This is a genomic window from Janthinobacterium sp. FW305-128, from assembly GCF_020858135.1.
In the GTDB taxonomy this organism is placed as follows: domain Bacteria; phylum Pseudomonadota; class Gammaproteobacteria; order Burkholderiales; family Burkholderiaceae_D; genus Janthinobacterium.
This window is the reverse complement of the sequence record NZ_JACYMK010000008.1, coordinates 172,234-188,617: the sequence shown is the minus strand read 5'-3', so window position 1 is coordinate 188,617 and position 16,384 is coordinate 172,234. Positions and strand designations below refer to the sequence as shown.

Here is a 16,384-nt window from a genome sequence, read left to right as displayed (position 1 = left end):
GGCCCACAAGAACACAACAGGATTACGGTTTAATTATGGAAGTATCTCGCGTACGGGCCTTGCGGGGCCCTAACCTCTGGAGCCACGACACCGCCGTGGAAGCCATTGTTTCCTGCACCACGCAGGAACTCGACATCGCCCAGCTGCCCGGCTTCGAAGCCCGCCTGCGCGCACTCTTTCCGCAACTGAGCCCGCTGCAACCGCTGGGCAATTACAACGCCGCGCCGATGGCGCAGGTGCTGGAACTGGCGGCGCTGGGCCTGCAGGCGCAAGCCGGCTGCCCCGTCACCTTCAGCCGCACCACGCCGACCCTGGAAACGGGCATCTTCCAGGTCGTCGTCGAATACTCGGAAGAAGCCGTCGGCCGCCTGGCCCTGGAACTGGCGCAGCAGCTGTGCCGCGCCGCGCTCGACGATGCACCGTTCGACCTGGCCGGCGCCCTGCACCAGTTGCAGGAACTCGATGAAGACGTGCGCCTGGGCCCTTCGACGGGCGCCATCGTCAACGCCGCCGTGGCCCGCAACATCCCGTTCCGCCGCCTGACCGAAGGCAGCCTGGTGACGTTCGGCTGGGGCAGCAAGCAGCGCAAGATCCAGGCCGCCGAAATGGACGGCACCAGCGCCATCGCCGAAGCCATCGCGCAAGACAAGGAACTGACGAAGAAATTGCTCGATTCGGCCGGCGTGCCCGTGCCGCAAGGCCGTGTCGCCGTCGACGCGGACGACGCCTGGGCCGCCGCCTGCGAGATCGGCCTGCCCGTCGTCGTGAAACCGAAGGATGGCAACCAGGGCAAAGGCGTTACCGTCAATGTCACCACGCGCGAGCAACTGACGGCCGGCTTCCTCGCGGCGCAGGAATTCCGCGACGACATCCTCGTCGAACGCTATCTTCCGGGCCACGATTTCCGCTTGCTCGTCATCGGCAACAAGATGGTGGCGGCGGCCCGCCGCGACCCGCCGCAAGTGGTGGGCGACGGCCAGCACACGGTGCGCGAACTGGTCGACCAGGTCAACCTGGACCCGCGCCGCGGCAGCGGCCACGCCACCTCGCTGACGAAAATCCGCTTCGACGACATCGCCCTGGCCAGCCTGGCCAAGCAGGGCTACGTGGCCGAATCGGTGCCGCCCGTGGGCCAGCGCGTGATCCTGCGCAATAACGCCAACCTGTCGACGGGCGGCTCGGCCACCGACGTCACCGTCGACGTGCACCCGGAAGTGGCGGCGCGCGCCGTCGCCGCCGCGCACATGGTGGGCCTCGATATCTGCGGCGTGGACGTCGTTTCCGACAGCATCCTGAAACCGCTGGAAGAGCAGAACGCCGGCATCGTCGAAGTCAACGCAGCACCAGGTTTGCGCATGCACCTGGCGCCCTCGTTCGGCAAGCCGCGTCCCGTCGGCGAAGCCATCATCGCCGCCATGTTCGCCGAGGGCGACGATGGCCGCATTCCCGTCGTCGCCGTCACGGGCACCAACGGCAAGACCACTACCGTGCGCCTGATCGCCCACCTGCTCACCACCTCCGGCCTGCGCACGGGCATGACGAACACGGATGGCGTGTACATCGAAGGACGCCAGATCGACAGCGGCGACTGCAGCGGCCCGCGCAGCGCGCGCAACGTGCTGCTGCACCCGGACGTGGACGCGGCCGTGTTCGAGACGGCGCGCGGCGGCATGCTGCGCGAAGGCCTGGCCTTCGACCGCTGCCAGGTCGCCGTGGTGACGAACATCGGCGCGGGCGACCACCTGGGCCTGAACTACATCACCACCGTGGAAGACCTCGCAGTGCTGAAACGCGTGATCGTGCAGAACGTGGCCGACAGCGGCGTGGCCGTGCTGAACGCCACCGACCCGGCCGTGGCCCGCATGGCCAAGAATTGCAGCGGCACGGTGACCTTCTTCGCCGCCGACAAGACGCATCCCGTGATGGCCACGCACCGCGCGCAGGGCAACCGCGTCGTGTACGTGGAAGACGGCAAGCTGGTCGCGGCGCAAGGCAAGGAACGCCACGAAATCGCCCTGTCGCAAGTGCCCATCACGCGCAACGGCGCCATCGGCTTCCAGGTCGACAACGTCATGGCGTCGCTGGCCGCCGCCTGGGCCGTGGGCCTGGACTGGAAAACCATCGCGCTGGGCCTGAAAACCTTTGCCAATGAAGCCGACAACGCGCCGGGCCGCTTCAACGTGTTCGACTATCGTGGCGCCACGCTGATCGCCGACTACGGCCACAATCCGGACGCCATCCTGGCGCTGGTGCAGGCCGTCGAAAGCATGCCGGCCAAGCGCCGCTCGGTGGTCATCAGCGGCGCAGGCGACCGCCGCGACGAAGACATCCGTCAGCAGACGGAAATCCTCGGCGCCGCCTTCGACGACGTGCTGCTGTACCAGGACCAGTGCCAGCGCGGCCGCGCCGACGGCGAAGTCGTGGCCTTGCTGCGCCAGGGCCTGGACGGCGCCAAGCGCACCAGCCATATCGATGAAATCAACGGCGAATTCGTCGCCATCGACAAGGCCCTGGCGCGTTTGAGCGAAGGCGATCTGTGCCTGATCCTGATCGACCAGGTGGAAGAAGCGCTGGCGCACATCGCCAAGCGCGTCGCCGAAGCGTAAGCGCGCCAACTGCGCACAAGGGCGGCCTGCGGGCCGCCTTTTTTTTCGCTCCTGCGCGGCCGTCGCACCGGCGCGCATTTCATCGGCAGCGAACAGCGATACCTGGGTGCGCCGCCAGGGCGCATGAATGCAGCAGGGATACCGGAATTGATATTGACTTCGCAAAAGAAGTCATTTGTGGGGCAAAGTCATTCCCACCTACCATGTTTCTTGAGCAGGTTCCAGCTCTGGCGGCGACTGCCGCAGCGTTCTCAACATAACTAAAATACAGGTGGAGACAAGATGAAGCAATCGATGGCAACGGGCACCCGCACGTCCCGGCACAACACACGTCTGACCTTGAAGGCCACGGTGGCCGCGCTGGCCGGCGCCGGCCTGCTGAGCAGCGCGTCCGTCTGGGCGCAACAGGCGCCCGCCGCGGAAACACCAGCGGCAGAAGCGGCAGAAACAGCACCGGCGGCAGCGCCAGCCGACAGCGGCATCGCCGTCGTCGCCGTCACGGGCGTGCGCAAGGCGGCACAGAGCGCGCAGACGATCAAGAAAAACAACGACCAGGTGGTCGACTCCATCGTCGCCGATGAAATCGGCAAATTCCCCGACAAAAACGTGGCCGAAATCCTCGGCCGCGTGACGGGCGTGCAGATCCGCCGCGAAAGCGGCGAGGCGGGCACCGTCATCATCCGCGGCTTGCCCGGCGTGGTGACCCTGCTCAACGGCCGCGAGATGTTCACCTCGGTTGGCCGCAGCCTGTACCTGGCCGACATTCCGACGGCCATGCTGCAGCGCGTGGACGTGTACAAATCGCAGGGCGCCGACATGGTCGAAGGCGGCACGGCCGGCGTGATCGACGTGCGCACCAACCGCCCGTTCGACTTCAAGGGCTTTACGGCGTCGGGCAATGTGCGCGCCGAACACCGCGACAAGGCCGGCTCGACGGACCCGAACGTCAGTGGCATGGTCTCGAACCGCTGGAAGACCCCATACGGCGAATTCGGCGCCCTGCTCGGCCTGTCCTACCAGCGCGGCAGATACTATGACGAGACGATCTGGAACGCCGAACCCGTCAAACGCCCCGAAGCGGGCAACATCACGGGCCCCGATTCCGTCGGCATGATCCCGACCGTGGGGGACCGCAAGCGCTACGCGGCCAATGCCGCCTTCCAGTGGCGCCCGAACTCGCAGGTGGAAGTGTATGCGGAAGGCATGTCGACCCTGATCAAGCACGCGTTCGACAGCCAGTTCTTTGTCGGTTCGCTGCCCTGGGGCCAGAACCCGGACATCACCCTGATCCCCGGCACCAGCCAGGCGGCCACAGTGGGCAAGATCGACGGCCCGTGGTCGCCGTTTACCCTCGGTTCGACACAGGCGCGGCGCGACCGCTCGATCGGTTCGCAAGGCGCCATCGGCGCGCGCTGGGACATCACGCCGCAGCTGCGCGCCACGACGGAACTGGCGCGCACGGTGAGCAACTTCGAGCGCGAATTTCCCATCCTCGACTTCCTCGCCCATCCGACCAGCGTGATCGGCAGCACGAACGTCAACGGCGGCGCGCAGATCAGCTACCCCGGCTACAACATGCTGGACCCGAAGAACTACACGCTGCTCGGCTTCTACGATAACCACAGCCACGACGAAGGCAGCTCGACCGACTGGCGCGGCGACCTTACCTACGACATGGACAGCACGGGCTTTTTCCGCGAATTTTCGGGCGGCGCGCGCCTGGCCAAGCGCAAGGCCGAATCGATCCGCGAAAAAAATGGCCAGGGCGGGTTGACGTCGATTATGACTGCGGACGCCATTCCCGGCCTGGCTTGCGCCTCGCACGAGAACACGGGCAACTTCGGCCTGCAAAGCTGGCTCACGCCCTGCCGCGACTTCATGCTCAACAACACGGCCGCGCTGCGCCAGCTGTTTACGGGCAGCAGCGAACGCAGCCCGGACGATCCGATGACCCACTACAAGGATGTGGAAAAAACCAATGCCGTCTACGGCAAGGCGCGCATCGGCTTTGACCTGGCGCAGGTACCGGTCGATGGCACGCTGGGCGTGCGCGTGGTGCAGACCAAGCAGGACTTGCAAGGCAATTCCTCGCAAAACGGCATCGTCACGCCCGTGCGCGTGAAGACGTCGGATACGGACGTGCTGCCCAGCCTGACCCTGAAAGCCCTGCTGCGCCAGGACCTGATCGCCCGCCTGACCGCCGGCAAAGCCGTGCAGCGCCCGAACTTCGCCGACTTCAACCCCGGCGTGAGCCTGGGCCAGAGCCTGGAAATGGTGCGCCCGACGGGCAGCGGCGGCAATCCCGACCTCAAACCCGTGGAAGGCAAGAACCTCGATGCAGCGCTGGAATGGTATTTCGCCCAGACGGGTTCCGTCACGGCCACCGTGTTCCGCCACAACTTCAAGAACTACATTCTCTCCGGCTCGGCCAAGGAAACGTACGGCGGCATCGAGTACGACATCACGCGTCCGCGCAACACCTCGAAGGGCCATCTGCAAGGTCTGGAAATGGCTTACCAGCAGTTCTACGACAAGCTGCCCGGCTGGATGAGCGGACTGGGCCTGCAGGCGAACGCCACCTACATGAAGGGCGAGCTGGAAGAGTTGAATGGCAGCGTGCACCCGTTCACGGGCATGTCGAAGTGGTCGGCCAATATCGTCGGCCTGTACGAACAGGGACCGTGGTCGGCGCGCCTGGCCTACAGCTGGCGCGACAAATATGTCGACGACTACAACTACCGCGGCAAGGGCATCCACCTGACTGTGGCGCCGACCAAGACCCTGGACGCATCGGTCTCGTACAAGCTCAACCCGAACACCACGGTAACGCTGGACGCGAACAACCTGCTCGACTCGACCTACCGCGACTACCACGACACGCCCGACTATGTGCGCGATGTGCGGCGCTATGACAAGGTCGTCGGTTTATCGATACGCTGGAGCTACTAACTCATATCCCCCTTTCTTCCTTCGAGGGTTTTCAGCGCCAGCCGGCAACGGTTGGCGTTTTTTTTGCTCTATGGAATCTATCCGACAGTGGAATTGATCTGGCGCAAAGCGATGGCGTCGGGGCGCTTTTATGCTGGCAGCTTGACTAGCGAACCCGGCGGGGGACAGCATGCGCGATGCACGGCCCATCGACACACAGTTATTTCAACCCGACATCCCGGTACGGCTCGACATGCGCACGGCGGCGCTGGTCGAACATGCGCTGGCCTTGCAGGAAATGGCCGGCACGGGCGCCGCCGCCCTGTTTTTGCATTGCCACGACGTGCCCCTGCCCACCGCCTTGCGCGTGCTGACGACGGGACCGCGCCGCAAACCGGCCGGGCCGCATCTGTTTGCCCGCCTGCGTCCGCGCACGGCCGCCCGGGTGCAAGGCGCGCCGCTACCGGCGCGCTGACGAATCCTGTACCATCGCCGCAACCTATCAAATGAGGCACGGCGATGCAGGCAGCGACACCCCACGATTCCTATGCGGCACTGATGGACCTGATCAAGGCGCGCCATGCGGAACTGAGCCCGCAATTCCAGGCCGGTGCCCGCTACCTGGCCGACCATCCGGACGAAGTGGCCGTCTCATCGATGCGCAGCATCGCCGCGCGCGCGCAGGTGCAGTCGGCCGCCCTCGTGCGCCTGGCGCAGCAGCTGGGCTTTGCCGGCTGGCCCGAACTGAAAGCCATCTTCGTCGAACGCCTGCGCGCGGGCCAGGCCGGCTATGCGGCAAAGGCGGGCGCGCTGGCCGGCAAAGAGGGGAAAGAGCGCGACCTGGTCACGGAAGTGTTCACGGCGCAGCAGCGCAACCTGGCCGCCACGGAAAGCGCCAACCACACCGCCCTGGACGCGGCCGCCAGCCTGCTGCAGGCGGCACCCCGCGTGCACGTGGCCGGCTTTCGCGCCGCCCATCCGATCGCCTACACCCTGCACTACCTGTACCGGCTGGTGCGCCCCAGCGTGCAGCTGCTGAGCGGCCAGGGCGGCACCCTGGAAATGGACTTGCGCGCCCTGCAGGCGGGCGAAGCCGTCGTCATCGTCAGCTTCGCGCCGTATTCGAGCGAAGCGCTGCTGGTGGCGCAGGCGGCGCGCCAGGCCGGCTGCCAGGTCGTCGCCATCAGCGACAGCGCCATGTCGCCGCTGGCCCTGCAGGCCGACGCCAGCATCGTCATCGCCGTCGACAGCCCCTCGTTCTTCCCTTCCATCGTGGCCGGCGTCGCGGCCGTGGAAAGCCTGGTGGAATTGCTGGTGGCGCGCGCGGGGCCGGATGCCGTCACGGCCATCGGCGCGGCGGAAAGCCAGCTGCGGGCGCTGGGCGCCTACGCAAAAACATCGAATGATGCAAATTAAAAAAAAATACATCAATCGTTGCAATGCGGCGCAACGCCTCCTATAATCGGCCATTCCCCCTTTGCCGATAAGAAAGCGATGCCATGAGCCATGTCTTCCACCGCAGCCTGACCGCCACCTATCCTGTCGCCGCGGGCGGCGACGGTCCCTACCTGATCGATGCCGACGGCAAGCGCTACCTGGACGCCTGCGGTGGCGCGGCCGTCTCTTGCCTCGGCCATTCGGATGCGGCCGTGACCGCCGCCGTGCAGCGGCAGATTGCCACGATGGCGTACGCGCACAGCGCGTTTTTCACCAGCGCACCGATGGAGCAGCTGGCCGATTTTCTCGTCGCGCGGGCGCCAGACGGCATCGACAGCGTGTATTTCGTCTCGGGCGGCTCGGAAGCGGTGGAAAGCGCGCTGAAAATGGCGCGCCAGTATTTCGTCGAGCGGGGCCAGCCGCAGCGCCGCCACGTCATCGCGCGCCGCCAGAGCTATCACGGCAACACCCTGGGCGCGCTGGCCACGGGCGGCAACGCCTGGCGCCGCCAGCAGTTCGAACCGCTGCTGATTGGCGTGACCCACGTGTCGCCCTGCTATGCCTGGCGCGACCAGCAGGCGCATGAAACGGATGCTGATTACGTGGCGCGCCTGGGCCAGGAGCTGGAAGACAATATCGCCGCACTGGGCGCGGAGAACGTCATGGCCTTCATCGCCGAACCCGTCGTCGGCGCCACGGCCGGCGCCCTGCCCGCCGTGGCCGGCTATTTTGCGCGCATGCGCGCCATCTGCCAGCGCCACGGCATCCTGTTGATCCTCGACGAAGTCATGTGCGGCATGGGGCGCACGGGCAGCCTGTTCGCCTGCAAGCAGGAAGCCATCACAGCCGACCTGATCTGCATCGCCAAGGGCCTGGGCGCCGGCTACCAGCCCATCGGCGCCGTGATGGTGTCCAAGGACATCCGCGACACCATCCGCACCGGCACGGGCTTCTTCCAGCACGGCCACACGTATATCGGCCACGCCACGGCCTGCGCCGCCGCCCTGGCCGTGCAGCGGCAGATCGAGGAGCGCGATTTATTGGCCAACGTGCGCGCCATGGGCAGCTTGCTGCAGGAGCGGCTGCGCCAGCGTTTCGGCGAGCACCCGCACGTGGGCGACATCCGCGGCCGCGGCCTGTTCCTGGGGCTGGAACTGGTGCAGGAGCGCGCCGGCAAGCAGCCGTTCGACCCGGCCCGCCGCCTGCACGCGCGCATCAAGGCGCAAGCCATGCAGAACGGGCTGATGTGCTACCCCATGGGCGGCACCATCGACGGCCTGCACGGCGACCACATCCTGCTGGCGCCGCCCTACATCATCGACACCAGCCACGTCGAGGAAATCGTTGACAAGATGGGTATGGCCATCGACGCCTGCATCAGCTAAGGCCGCCCACTGTTGCCCACGGTGGAGATCAGGCTGGCGCCGCAGCTCGTCTTGTGCCCCTCGAAGGCCACGGGCACGCCATCGATCAGCACCTGCGGATCGCCCTCGGCGATCACGCAGCGCACATGGCCCTTGATCGGGCAGACGCAAGGGTCGCCCTTGCGCGCCACGGCCACGCCCAGCACCGTGCTGTTCGGCGCCGCGCCTACCACCTTGCCGCCGTGGCTGGTGGGGTCGTTCAAGCGGATCACGCCGCGCATATTGCCTCCTGATCGCGTTTCACTGTGAAAACCCCTGGTAATACTCGGGCGCATCGTGGCGCAAGCCCCACCAGGGCAGATATGCATGGTTGCCGCTGCGCGCGCGGAACCACGGTTTGTCGGGCCGGATCGGCCGCACGACGGCGGGCGGCGCCACCACCAGCGCCACGGGGGCAAGCAGGTCGCTGGTGCCGGCCACCAGCACGGGTTTACCGAAATGGTGCGCGTAAGCGATGCCCAGCGCCACGTTCGTCAGCGCCGTGCCCGCGCCCGTCTCGCCCAGCACGGCCGTCAGATTGAAGCTTTGCTTCAGCAGATCGAATTCCGGCAATTGCACGGTAAGCGTCTGCGCCAGCGCACCCAGCCGTGCCGACGAATCCTGATGCGTATTGCCAGCGTCGTGGATGACATAACCGATCCCGGTCTCGGCTTGATTGGCCTTAGCCGCAGCCTCCTCAATGGCCGCCGTCCACGCCTGCACCAGGCGCGGAGGTTCACCCTTTTTGACTTCAAAATCCGCCACCTGTTTCGTGCTTGGATAGCCGAGCCACGCCAGCGGCGCCCGCTCCGTCTTGTAGTCGGGGCCGGCCAGCACCAGCAGCACCAGGTTTTCGTTGATCTGCCGATCCAGGGGACGGTTGGGCGCATCCCAGTTCATGGCCCAGACGGTTTCCTTGGGGTGGGTTTGCAGATAGTCGAGCGCGGCAGCCAAAGAGGTAAAACCGGCGTTGGGGCCGCCCATGGTGATGCGGACGTCGGGTGGGGTGGAACGGGTCCACAGGGTGGGAGAGTGGATGTCGCCGATGCTAAAAATATCGGCAACATATTCCCGGACGAAATTGGCTGCTTCCACTGGGTCGAGCTTGCCTTCAGGTAGCGCATATTCAATGTGAATGCCTGCAAGCTCGCGCCAGCGCGATTTGTTTTCAGCAGAGTGAACGTTGTAGAAGTACTCTGGATCAGAGTAATACACCCCATGAAAACGATCAAACATATCTTCGATATATTTATGGTGGTAGCCGCGGAAGGTTTCAGAGCCATTATTTCCAACCGCAATAGACGCAATGCTTTGCAGTTTGGAATATTTTTCAGGCTTTTCCCTGACCATCTCATCGTTCGGATTTGGTTGTGTCAGCCCCAACGTCCACAGCAATTGCCATTGCGTCGGATAGTCCTTCCGCTGTAGTGGATTAAGCCATTGCAATCCCACCACCTGCGCCATAAACGGACCGCTGCGTGGCACCGTTGCCTCCGGCAATGGCGGCGTCGCGCACGCACCAAGCAAAAGCGACATGAGAACCGCGATCAGCGCCCTCATTGCGAAAACCCCTGGTAATACTCGCGCGCATCGTGGCGCAAGCCCCACCAGGGCAGATATGCATGGTTGCCGCTGCGCGCGCGGAACCACGGTTTGTCGGGCCGGATCGGCCGCACGACGGCGGGCGGCGCCACCACCAGCGCCACGGGGGCAAGCAGGTCGCTGGTGCCGGCCACCAGCACGGGTTTACCGAAATGGTGCGCGTAAGCGATGCCCAGCGCCACGTTCGTCAGCGCCGTGCCCGCGCCCGTCTCGCCCAGCACGGCCGTCAGATTGAAGCTTTGCTTCAGCAGATCGAATTCCGGCAATTGCACGGTAAGCGTCTGCGCCAGCGCACCGAGCCGCGCGGACGAATCCTGATGCGTATTGCCAGCGTCGTGGATGACATAACCGATCCCGGTCTCCGCTTGATTGGCCTTAGCCGCAGCCTCTTCGATGGCCGCCGTCCACGCCTTCACCAGGCGCGGCGGCTCGCCCTTTTTGATTTCAAAATCCGCCACCTGTTTGGTGCTCGGATAGCCGAGCCACGCCAGCGGCGCCCGCTCCGTTTTAAAGTCGGGGCCGGCCAGCACCAGCAGTACCAGGTTCTCGTTGATCTGCCGGTCCAGCGGCCGGCTGGGCGCATCCCAGTTCATGACCCAGACGGTTTCCTTGGGATGGCTTTGCAGGTAGTCGAGCGCTGCGGAAAGTGACGTAAAACCGGCGTTGGGACCGCCCATGGTGAGGCGGACGTCGGGCGGGGTGGAACGGGTCCACAGGGTGGGGAAGTTTGGGTTGCCGATATCAAAGATATCACCAATGTACTCGCGCACAAAATTCGTCGCATCCGCAAGATCAAGTTTTCCTTCAGGAATCGCATACTCAACGTGGATGCCGGCCAACTCACGCCAGCGCGACCTGTCCTTTGCTGAGTATACGTTATAGAAATACTCAGGATCTGAAAAATACGGGCTACGAAATAAATTCATAACTTCACGAATGTACTTCCGATGATAACCGCGAAACGTTTCCTGACCTTCATTGCCAGCGACGACAGGTGAAACAGCCTGCAAACTGGAGTACTTGTTGGGGTTTACCTTAACCATATCGTCGCCAGGATTTGGCTGTACCAGCCCCAAGGTCCACAGCAACTGCCATTGCGTGGGGTAATCCCGCCGTTGCAAAGGGTTCAGCCATTGCACGGCGACCACTTGTGCCATGTACGGTCGCTTGACCATGTCAGGTAAGGCGGCAATGGCATTTTCCGACGTAGTCGATGATGAACGCAGACGCGCGCAAGCTGTCAGAAAAATTAACACCAGAAACACAAGCAAGGCGTACAAAGAAAAGGATTTCAACATGCGAGATTCTCCATGGTGGAAACAACTTGTGAGTAACATTCTTAATAATGGAAATCAATCGACATGGAATTACCTATGCGCCATTTCACCCGACGTCGGCCTCGTATCCAGCGGTGAATTTTCACGCTGATCGATGATTAATGTCGGCATGCCAGCCTCGCATCCGGATTGCATTGCCCAAGCCGCAACAGTTTTCTTATGAAATTCTCCCTTATTAAAGTACTCTAAGAATTCAATTGCAGAATTATCATCACCTACCCACTTCAACAACCGCCAATCCGCCGCCACCCTCAACTTGCGCAACTGGTCGGCCTTGATGCGGCAGACGCCCACCGCCACGTCATACGCAAGCGCCCGCTCTGAGTGCATGGGGTTGGTCAGGATGGTGGAATGGTCGGTGGCGTAGGCGCCGGCCTGACTGGACATCATTTCCCCTACCCGCGTGCTGCGCCATTGCAGGTACTCGGCGTCGGGCGTGGCGTTGGGCATTTCCTGTTGCACTTTTTGACCCTCGGGACTTTTCCCTTCCCGTATGGCCTGCGCGCGTATCACCGCGCGCTGCTCGAATCGCAGGCGCGCCTCGTCATCGGCCGTGCCCCTGGCCCTGTCCATGCGTTTGGCTTCATTTTTCGCCGCCCGCCCCTGCAGGCCGCCGGGCGGAATCTCATGATCGGCAAGGAGATCGTCGCCGGGCGCGCGCTGCTTGCCCACCTGGCGCGATTCGCCGGGGGGCTCGTAGCCTTCGTCGAATTCCTCGCTGGTCTGGCCAAAGCGCAAGGACTGCGGCTTGAAGGGCGGCAGCAAGTCGGGCGCGTTCAGTTCGATTTTCCAATCTTTGTGGGGCGAGGCATTGCAGGGGCTGCGGGCCAGGCCCGTGGCCACGATGAACAGGGGCGCAAACCCGACCGTCAGGATGGTGGAAAAAGCGCTCTGGCTGGCCTCGACACCGTGTTTAATGGAATACGACGCATATTTCTGCGCCGGAAACCAGAAATCGTTGCCGCCCGGCGCAGGCTTGCGCCAGTGATCGCGCCAGTAGTGATAGCTGCCCTGCTTGCCCACCTCAAAACCCTGGGCAAACACGCGCTGCACGCACACGCCTGCCGCCTCGGTGGCAGCCAGTTCGCCGCCGTCCTTGCCGTCCTTGGCCAGCGAACCCGACAGGCCGCGCCAGCCGATGCCCTCGATGGCCACGGACGACACCACCACATCGTGCGGATTGCAATAGATGGTCACCCTGCCATACGATGATTTCTTGCCGCCCCGGGCGGCGCCGGCAATCCCGTATTGCTCGCGGTCCGCCGCGGCGGAAAAACCGTGCTCCAGATTGGCCATGCAGCGGTCGATTTCCTCGTCTGTCTGCACCTCGCCCAGGCTGGCGCGCTGGCCGATGATGGCAAAGAAGTTTTTCAAGGTGGCGATGCGCGCCTGCACCGTCACCCTGCCCGTGCTGCCGTCCGCCGCGCGCAGGTTGCCGGCCACCCAGTTCTCGGCGCTATTGCATTTCGCCAGGCTGTACGGCGAATTACAAATCACATAGTTGTCGGCCACGCAGGGAACGCCATCCACCTTGGGCAGACGGGTGCCCAGAAAGGCCGCCGCCATCGCCACCATCGTGCCCTGGCTGTGGCACACGATGGTGACGGGCACGTCGGCCTGCTGTTGGCGGATGGCTTCGACCAGCTTGGCCAGGCGGTAGGCGGCCAGCACGAAATACGGGCGCGGCGGGCAGCTGTACACTTGCCGTTCCGGGAAGGGATTCATGTGCTGGATGGTGTTCCACAAGAATAAACCCTCGCTCAGTCCGTCCTTCCACAAGTCGGCCAGCGCACTGCAGCCATTGGCAAACGGCCCGCCGCCCCAGTAGTCTTCTTCATTCAGGTAGATGCCCTTGCCGTATTGCTGCAGTTCCTCGCCGGAAGCCTTGTAGCCCCAGCGAAAACGGATCACGGGAGAAAAAGTGCCGGCATCGCGGATCAAGGTATCGGCCGACATCTCCGGATGGAGAAAGCCTTCGGCCGTGATTTCGGCGCCATAGCTGACCGGCTTCAGTTCGCCGCCTTCCACGCCACGGTGCTGCATATGATGGCAGGAACGCTTGAGGCGTTCGTTGAGGCCGTTGCACAGTCCCTCTTCGGCCGCCGCGTACCACTCGCCATCGGAATTGACGCCGTGCACGAAGATCACGATGCCGGGCAGCGGCAGTTGCTGCAGCGTGTCCCGGTCGCTGCTCTGGAAATTGGCGTTGCAGGAAAACTGACCGAGGATATCGATTTCGGGGTCGTCGCACAGCGGCGGGTGGGGATCGAATTGCATGGTGTGCTCTCCAGTGACGGGGGTTCAGGAACGGCGGCGGAAGAAAAATCCCTTCAGCCGCTGCAGGTGGTCGGTCGCCACCTTCGGCCCGCGCCCGTCGGCACCGCTGACGCCCGTCAAGGGACTGTCGCCTTCGCGCTCGATGTGCACTTCCACGCCTTCGACGGGCAAGCCGTCGGTGGGACGCAGCAAGCGCGGCACGCGGCCCAGCTCGCCTTCGCCGAAGGTGGGCAGTTCCGCCTTCATGCTGGCCGGGCCGCTCCAGTGGTGGCCATCGGTCTTCACCGTCAGCGCGCCGGGACCGCCAAGTTCCACCGCGCCGCCGGACAGTTTCAGGTAGGCGCCACCCGCCGTCATGAAGGTGATTTCGTCCTGCGCCATGCCGACCAGGCGCGTGCCGGCCGTCAGGCGGATGTCCTTGGCGGCGTCCGCCTGCAGCAGGTCGTGCTGGCTTTGCAGCAAAAATTTGCCGAAATGGGCCACCTGCACGATGCCATCCTGGTGCGCGAACAGGGAAATGCCCTTGCCCCCGTTGACGTTGCAGCGCTGGGCCGCGCTCAGTTGTAGATGCTGCTGGGCCACCATGTCGATATTCGCGCCCGCGTTGCCGGCAATGGTCCGGGGCGTGCTCAGCGCCACACCCTCGGGCGCCGTGATGCTGACGGCGGGCTGGTCGGCGGCAATCGCCGCTCCCAGCGCCTTGCTGCCGGCCGCGTCCAGCGCCAGTGCCTGGTGCTGGGCGGCAAACTCGCCCAAGGAGCTAAACAATTCCAGGCACTCCTTCATCACGGCGGCATGCTCGTTGCCGTCGAGCTGCTTGCCGCTGGCACCCAGCTGTTTCCAGGCCGAGATCAGCAGCGAGCGGGCCGTGCGCACGCTGCCGCTGGCGTCGCTGCGCAATTCAAAGCCGTCGCCGCGCTGCCGCCCTACGCCGTCGCTGCGCGGCTCGGTCAGGTAGCCGAGGTTCAATTGCGTGGCCGCCTGGTCGCTGGCCAGTTGCGCGCTGATTTGCGACGGCGTGTCGTCAAAGCACAGCTGGTTGCCGCGCCCGCCCCGCACTTCGCGGCTGCGCATGCCGGACAGATAACGGTTGCCCGGCAAGGCGCCGCGGCTGCTCAGGCCGGGTGGCGCGCCCACGGCGTTGTACAGCTGGCCCACGATGATGGGCCGGTCCGGGTCGCCGCCAAGAAAATCGATCAGCACTTCCGCGCCGATGCGTGGCAAGCTCAAGGTGCCGCATTGTTTGCCGCTGCCCGGGCCATTGCCGGTCCAGCTCGACGCCACGCGCACCCAGGCCGAATCGCGCTCCGTATCGGAAGCACCGGAACCGTTGGCATGCGCGTGGTCCGGCGCGCGCGTCGCAACAAAACGCACCTTGACGCGCCCTAGCGCATCGCAATGCACTTCCTCGCCGGCAGGCCCGACGACCAGCGCGCTTTGCAGGCGGACGACGGGGAAATCGCTGCGCGGATCAAAAGCGGGCACGATGGCGATGCCACGCCGCACGCAGGTAAAACGGTTGCGGTAGCGCAAAGCCGCCTGGCCATCGGCGCCTGCCCCTTGTGCCAGAGCGGCATCGCACTGCCAGCCGCTCTGTGCAAACAGGCGCCCGACCCTGGCATCCAGGCCTGTGGGCAAGTTATTGCTGGCCGATACGCTCAAGGCCGTGATGACGAAACTGCGCTCGGGAACCGGATGGCTGTCGATGTCGGCATGCCCTTCCAGGCTGAACCATTGGCCCGAGCAAAAGTCGCGCACGCAGCCTTCTCCCTGGAAACACTTGCTGTCCATGTCGTGACGCGCCATCGCCAGCTGGCCCAATTGCCGCAATTCGTCATTGCTGCCGGCGGCCAGCGGCGGCTCCACGATATAGTCGTCGAGACTGGCCGCCAGGCGATTGCCATTCCCGCCCTGATCTGCTCCGCTGTGAGACTGCGTGGCCATGAACTGCGGACTGTGCGGGTGGCCATCGTCCCAGCTGTAGCATTCGGACTTTCCCGCTTGCAAGCGACGCACCGCACTCCAGGCCGTCACGGTATCCCTTTCCTCGGTGGCGTCGTCGCGGTGATAGCGTACCGTGCCGGCCGCATTTTCCGGCAGGCGGCTGGCGTCGTCGAACAGCAGCAGAGCATGCACGGGCATGGTGGTGGCGTTCGCGCTGGCGGTCGCTGCCGCCTGGAAACACCAGGCGATGCCGCGGCGCCTGAGCAGGCGGCGGATAAAGGCGGCATCGGATTCATTGTGCTGCATCGTGAATTCGCGCACGGGCAAGCTGCGCGCCGCCAGCGCCGCATCGATGGTGAGATCCAGGCTGGCGGCGAGCACGCTATTGCCCTGCCGCCACTCCTCAAACAGGAGCTGCACGATCTGCAATTCATGCTTGTTGCGAAACACGCGCGTGTTGACGCGTTTTTCCATCAACGCCAGGCCGTCGCGCAGCACCAATTGATAGGTCGCCAGACCGCCATCGCTTTGCCCCGCGCTCGCTTCGGCGACGATGCCGCAGACCCTGCGCAGCTGCCCCTGGTCCGTCACGATCTGCAATTCGGCCGGCACGGCGATGAACTGTTTCAGCGGCAACCGCGCTTCGGTGGCGACGCACAGGATGCGGTATTCCAGGCCACCGCAGACGGCCTCGCTTCCGCTGATGCGCTGCGGCAGCAAGACATCCTCATTGCTGCCTTCCGGATAAGCGAGGCGCAGCCGCAAGGCTCGGTTACCAGCGGTCAAGGCCTTGTCCACGGCCAGCCATTGCGCGAAGTCTTCCATGGTTTTCTTCCTTCCAGCGGTCATC

10 protein-coding genes are annotated in these 16,384 nt (G+C 64.4%); 5 read left to right on the top strand and 5 right to left on the bottom strand.

Translation table 11 applies throughout. The features are described from left to right. Positions 1 to 35: 35 nt before the first annotated feature. The 5 genes from cphA to IGS60_RS17920 all read left to right on the top strand — a co-directional run bounded on the left by cphA (position 36) and on the right by IGS60_RS17920 (position 8,356). A complete protein-coding gene (gene cphA, locus IGS60_RS17940; RefSeq protein WP_230505724.1) occupies positions 36 to 2,606 on the top strand; it encodes a cyanophycin synthetase in 2,571 nt (856 codons plus the stop codon). 282 nt (positions 2,607 to 2,888) lie between these two features. Then, positions 2,889 to 5,555: a TonB-dependent receptor gene (locus IGS60_RS17935; RefSeq protein ID WP_230505723.1), complete on the top strand. Its 2,667-nt coding sequence runs from the start codon at positions 2,889 to 2,891 to the stop codon at positions 5,553 to 5,555. A gap of 169 nt (positions 5,556 to 5,724) precedes the next feature. Next, a complete protein-coding gene (locus IGS60_RS17930; RefSeq protein ID WP_070291845.1) occupies positions 5,725 to 6,009 on the top strand; it encodes a hypothetical protein in 285 nt (94 codons plus the stop codon). Positions 6,010 to 6,053: 44 nt separating this feature from the next. Next, a complete protein-coding gene (locus IGS60_RS17925) occupies positions 6,054 to 6,950 on the top strand; it encodes a MurR/RpiR family transcriptional regulator (RefSeq protein WP_230505722.1) in 897 nt (298 codons plus the stop codon). A gap of 83 nt (positions 6,951 to 7,033) precedes the next feature. Continuing rightward, entirely contained in the window at positions 7,034 to 8,356 is a 1,323-nt protein-coding gene (locus tag IGS60_RS17920; protein ID WP_230505721.1) for an aspartate aminotransferase family protein, read from the top strand. Here IGS60_RS17920 and IGS60_RS17915 read toward each other — a convergent pair. The 5 genes from IGS60_RS17915 to IGS60_RS17895 all read right to left on the bottom strand — a co-directional run bounded on the left by IGS60_RS17915 (position 8,353) and on the right by IGS60_RS17895 (position 16,359). Next, positions 8,353 to 8,616: a PAAR domain-containing protein gene (locus IGS60_RS17915; RefSeq protein WP_070221412.1), complete on the bottom strand. Its 264-nt coding sequence runs from the start codon at positions 8,614 to 8,616 to the stop codon at positions 8,353 to 8,355. The two genes, IGS60_RS17920 and IGS60_RS17915, sit on opposite strands and share 4 nt — an antisense overlap. Before the next feature lie 19 nt (positions 8,617 to 8,635). Further along, complete coding sequence (locus tag IGS60_RS17910; protein WP_230505720.1) at positions 8,636 to 9,934, bottom strand: hypothetical protein; 1,299 nt, start codon at positions 9,932 to 9,934, stop codon at positions 8,636 to 8,638. Continuing rightward, on the bottom strand, positions 9,931 to 11,274 hold the full coding sequence (locus tag IGS60_RS17905) for a hypothetical protein (protein WP_070291848.1): 1,344 nt from the start codon (positions 11,272 to 11,274) through the stop codon (positions 9,931 to 9,933). Before IGS60_RS17905 ends, IGS60_RS17910 begins: the two co-directional genes overlap by 4 nt. A 69-nt stretch (positions 11,275 to 11,343) precedes the next feature. Further along, a complete protein-coding gene (locus tag IGS60_RS17900) occupies positions 11,344 to 13,590 on the bottom strand; it encodes a DUF3274 domain-containing protein (protein WP_230505719.1) in 2,247 nt (748 codons plus the stop codon). Between the two features lie 24 nt (positions 13,591 to 13,614). Then, complete coding sequence (locus IGS60_RS17895) at positions 13,615 to 16,359, bottom strand: type VI secretion system Vgr family protein (RefSeq protein WP_230505718.1); 2,745 nt, start codon at positions 16,357 to 16,359, stop codon at positions 13,615 to 13,617. Positions 16,360 to 16,384 lie beyond the last annotated feature (25 nt).

Excerpts from the sequence above, each read along its gene's own strand:
- IGS60_RS17910 (WP_230505720.1), bottom strand. The coding sequence starts at position 9,934 with ATGAGGGCGCTGATCGCGGTTCTCATGTCGCTTTTGCTTGGTGCGTGC.
- IGS60_RS17915 (WP_070221412.1), bottom strand. The coding sequence starts at position 8,616 with ATGCGCGGCGTGATCCGCTTGAACGACCCCACCAGCCACGGCGGCAAG.
- cphA (WP_230505724.1), top strand. The coding sequence starts at position 36 with ATGGAAGTATCTCGCGTACGGGCCTTGCGGGGCCCTAACCTCTGGAGC.
- IGS60_RS17895 (WP_230505718.1), bottom strand. The coding sequence starts at position 16,359 with ATGGAAGACTTCGCGCAATGGCTGGCCGTGGACAAGGCCTTGACCGCT.
- IGS60_RS17935 (WP_230505723.1), top strand. The coding sequence starts at position 2,889 with ATGAAGCAATCGATGGCAACGGGCACCCGCACGTCCCGGCACAACACA.
- IGS60_RS17900 (WP_230505719.1), bottom strand. The coding sequence starts at position 13,590 with ATGCAATTCGATCCCCACCCGCCGCTGTGCGACGACCCCGAAATCGAT.
- IGS60_RS17925 (WP_230505722.1), top strand. The coding sequence starts at position 6,054 with ATGCAGGCAGCGACACCCCACGATTCCTATGCGGCACTGATGGACCTG.
- IGS60_RS17905 (WP_070291848.1), bottom strand. The coding sequence starts at position 11,274 with ATGTTGAAATCCTTTTCTTTGTACGCCTTGCTTGTGTTTCTGGTGTTA.
- IGS60_RS17930 (WP_070291845.1), top strand. The coding sequence starts at position 5,725 with ATGCGCGATGCACGGCCCATCGACACACAGTTATTTCAACCCGACATC.
- IGS60_RS17920 (WP_230505721.1), top strand. The coding sequence starts at position 7,034 with ATGAGCCATGTCTTCCACCGCAGCCTGACCGCCACCTATCCTGTCGCC.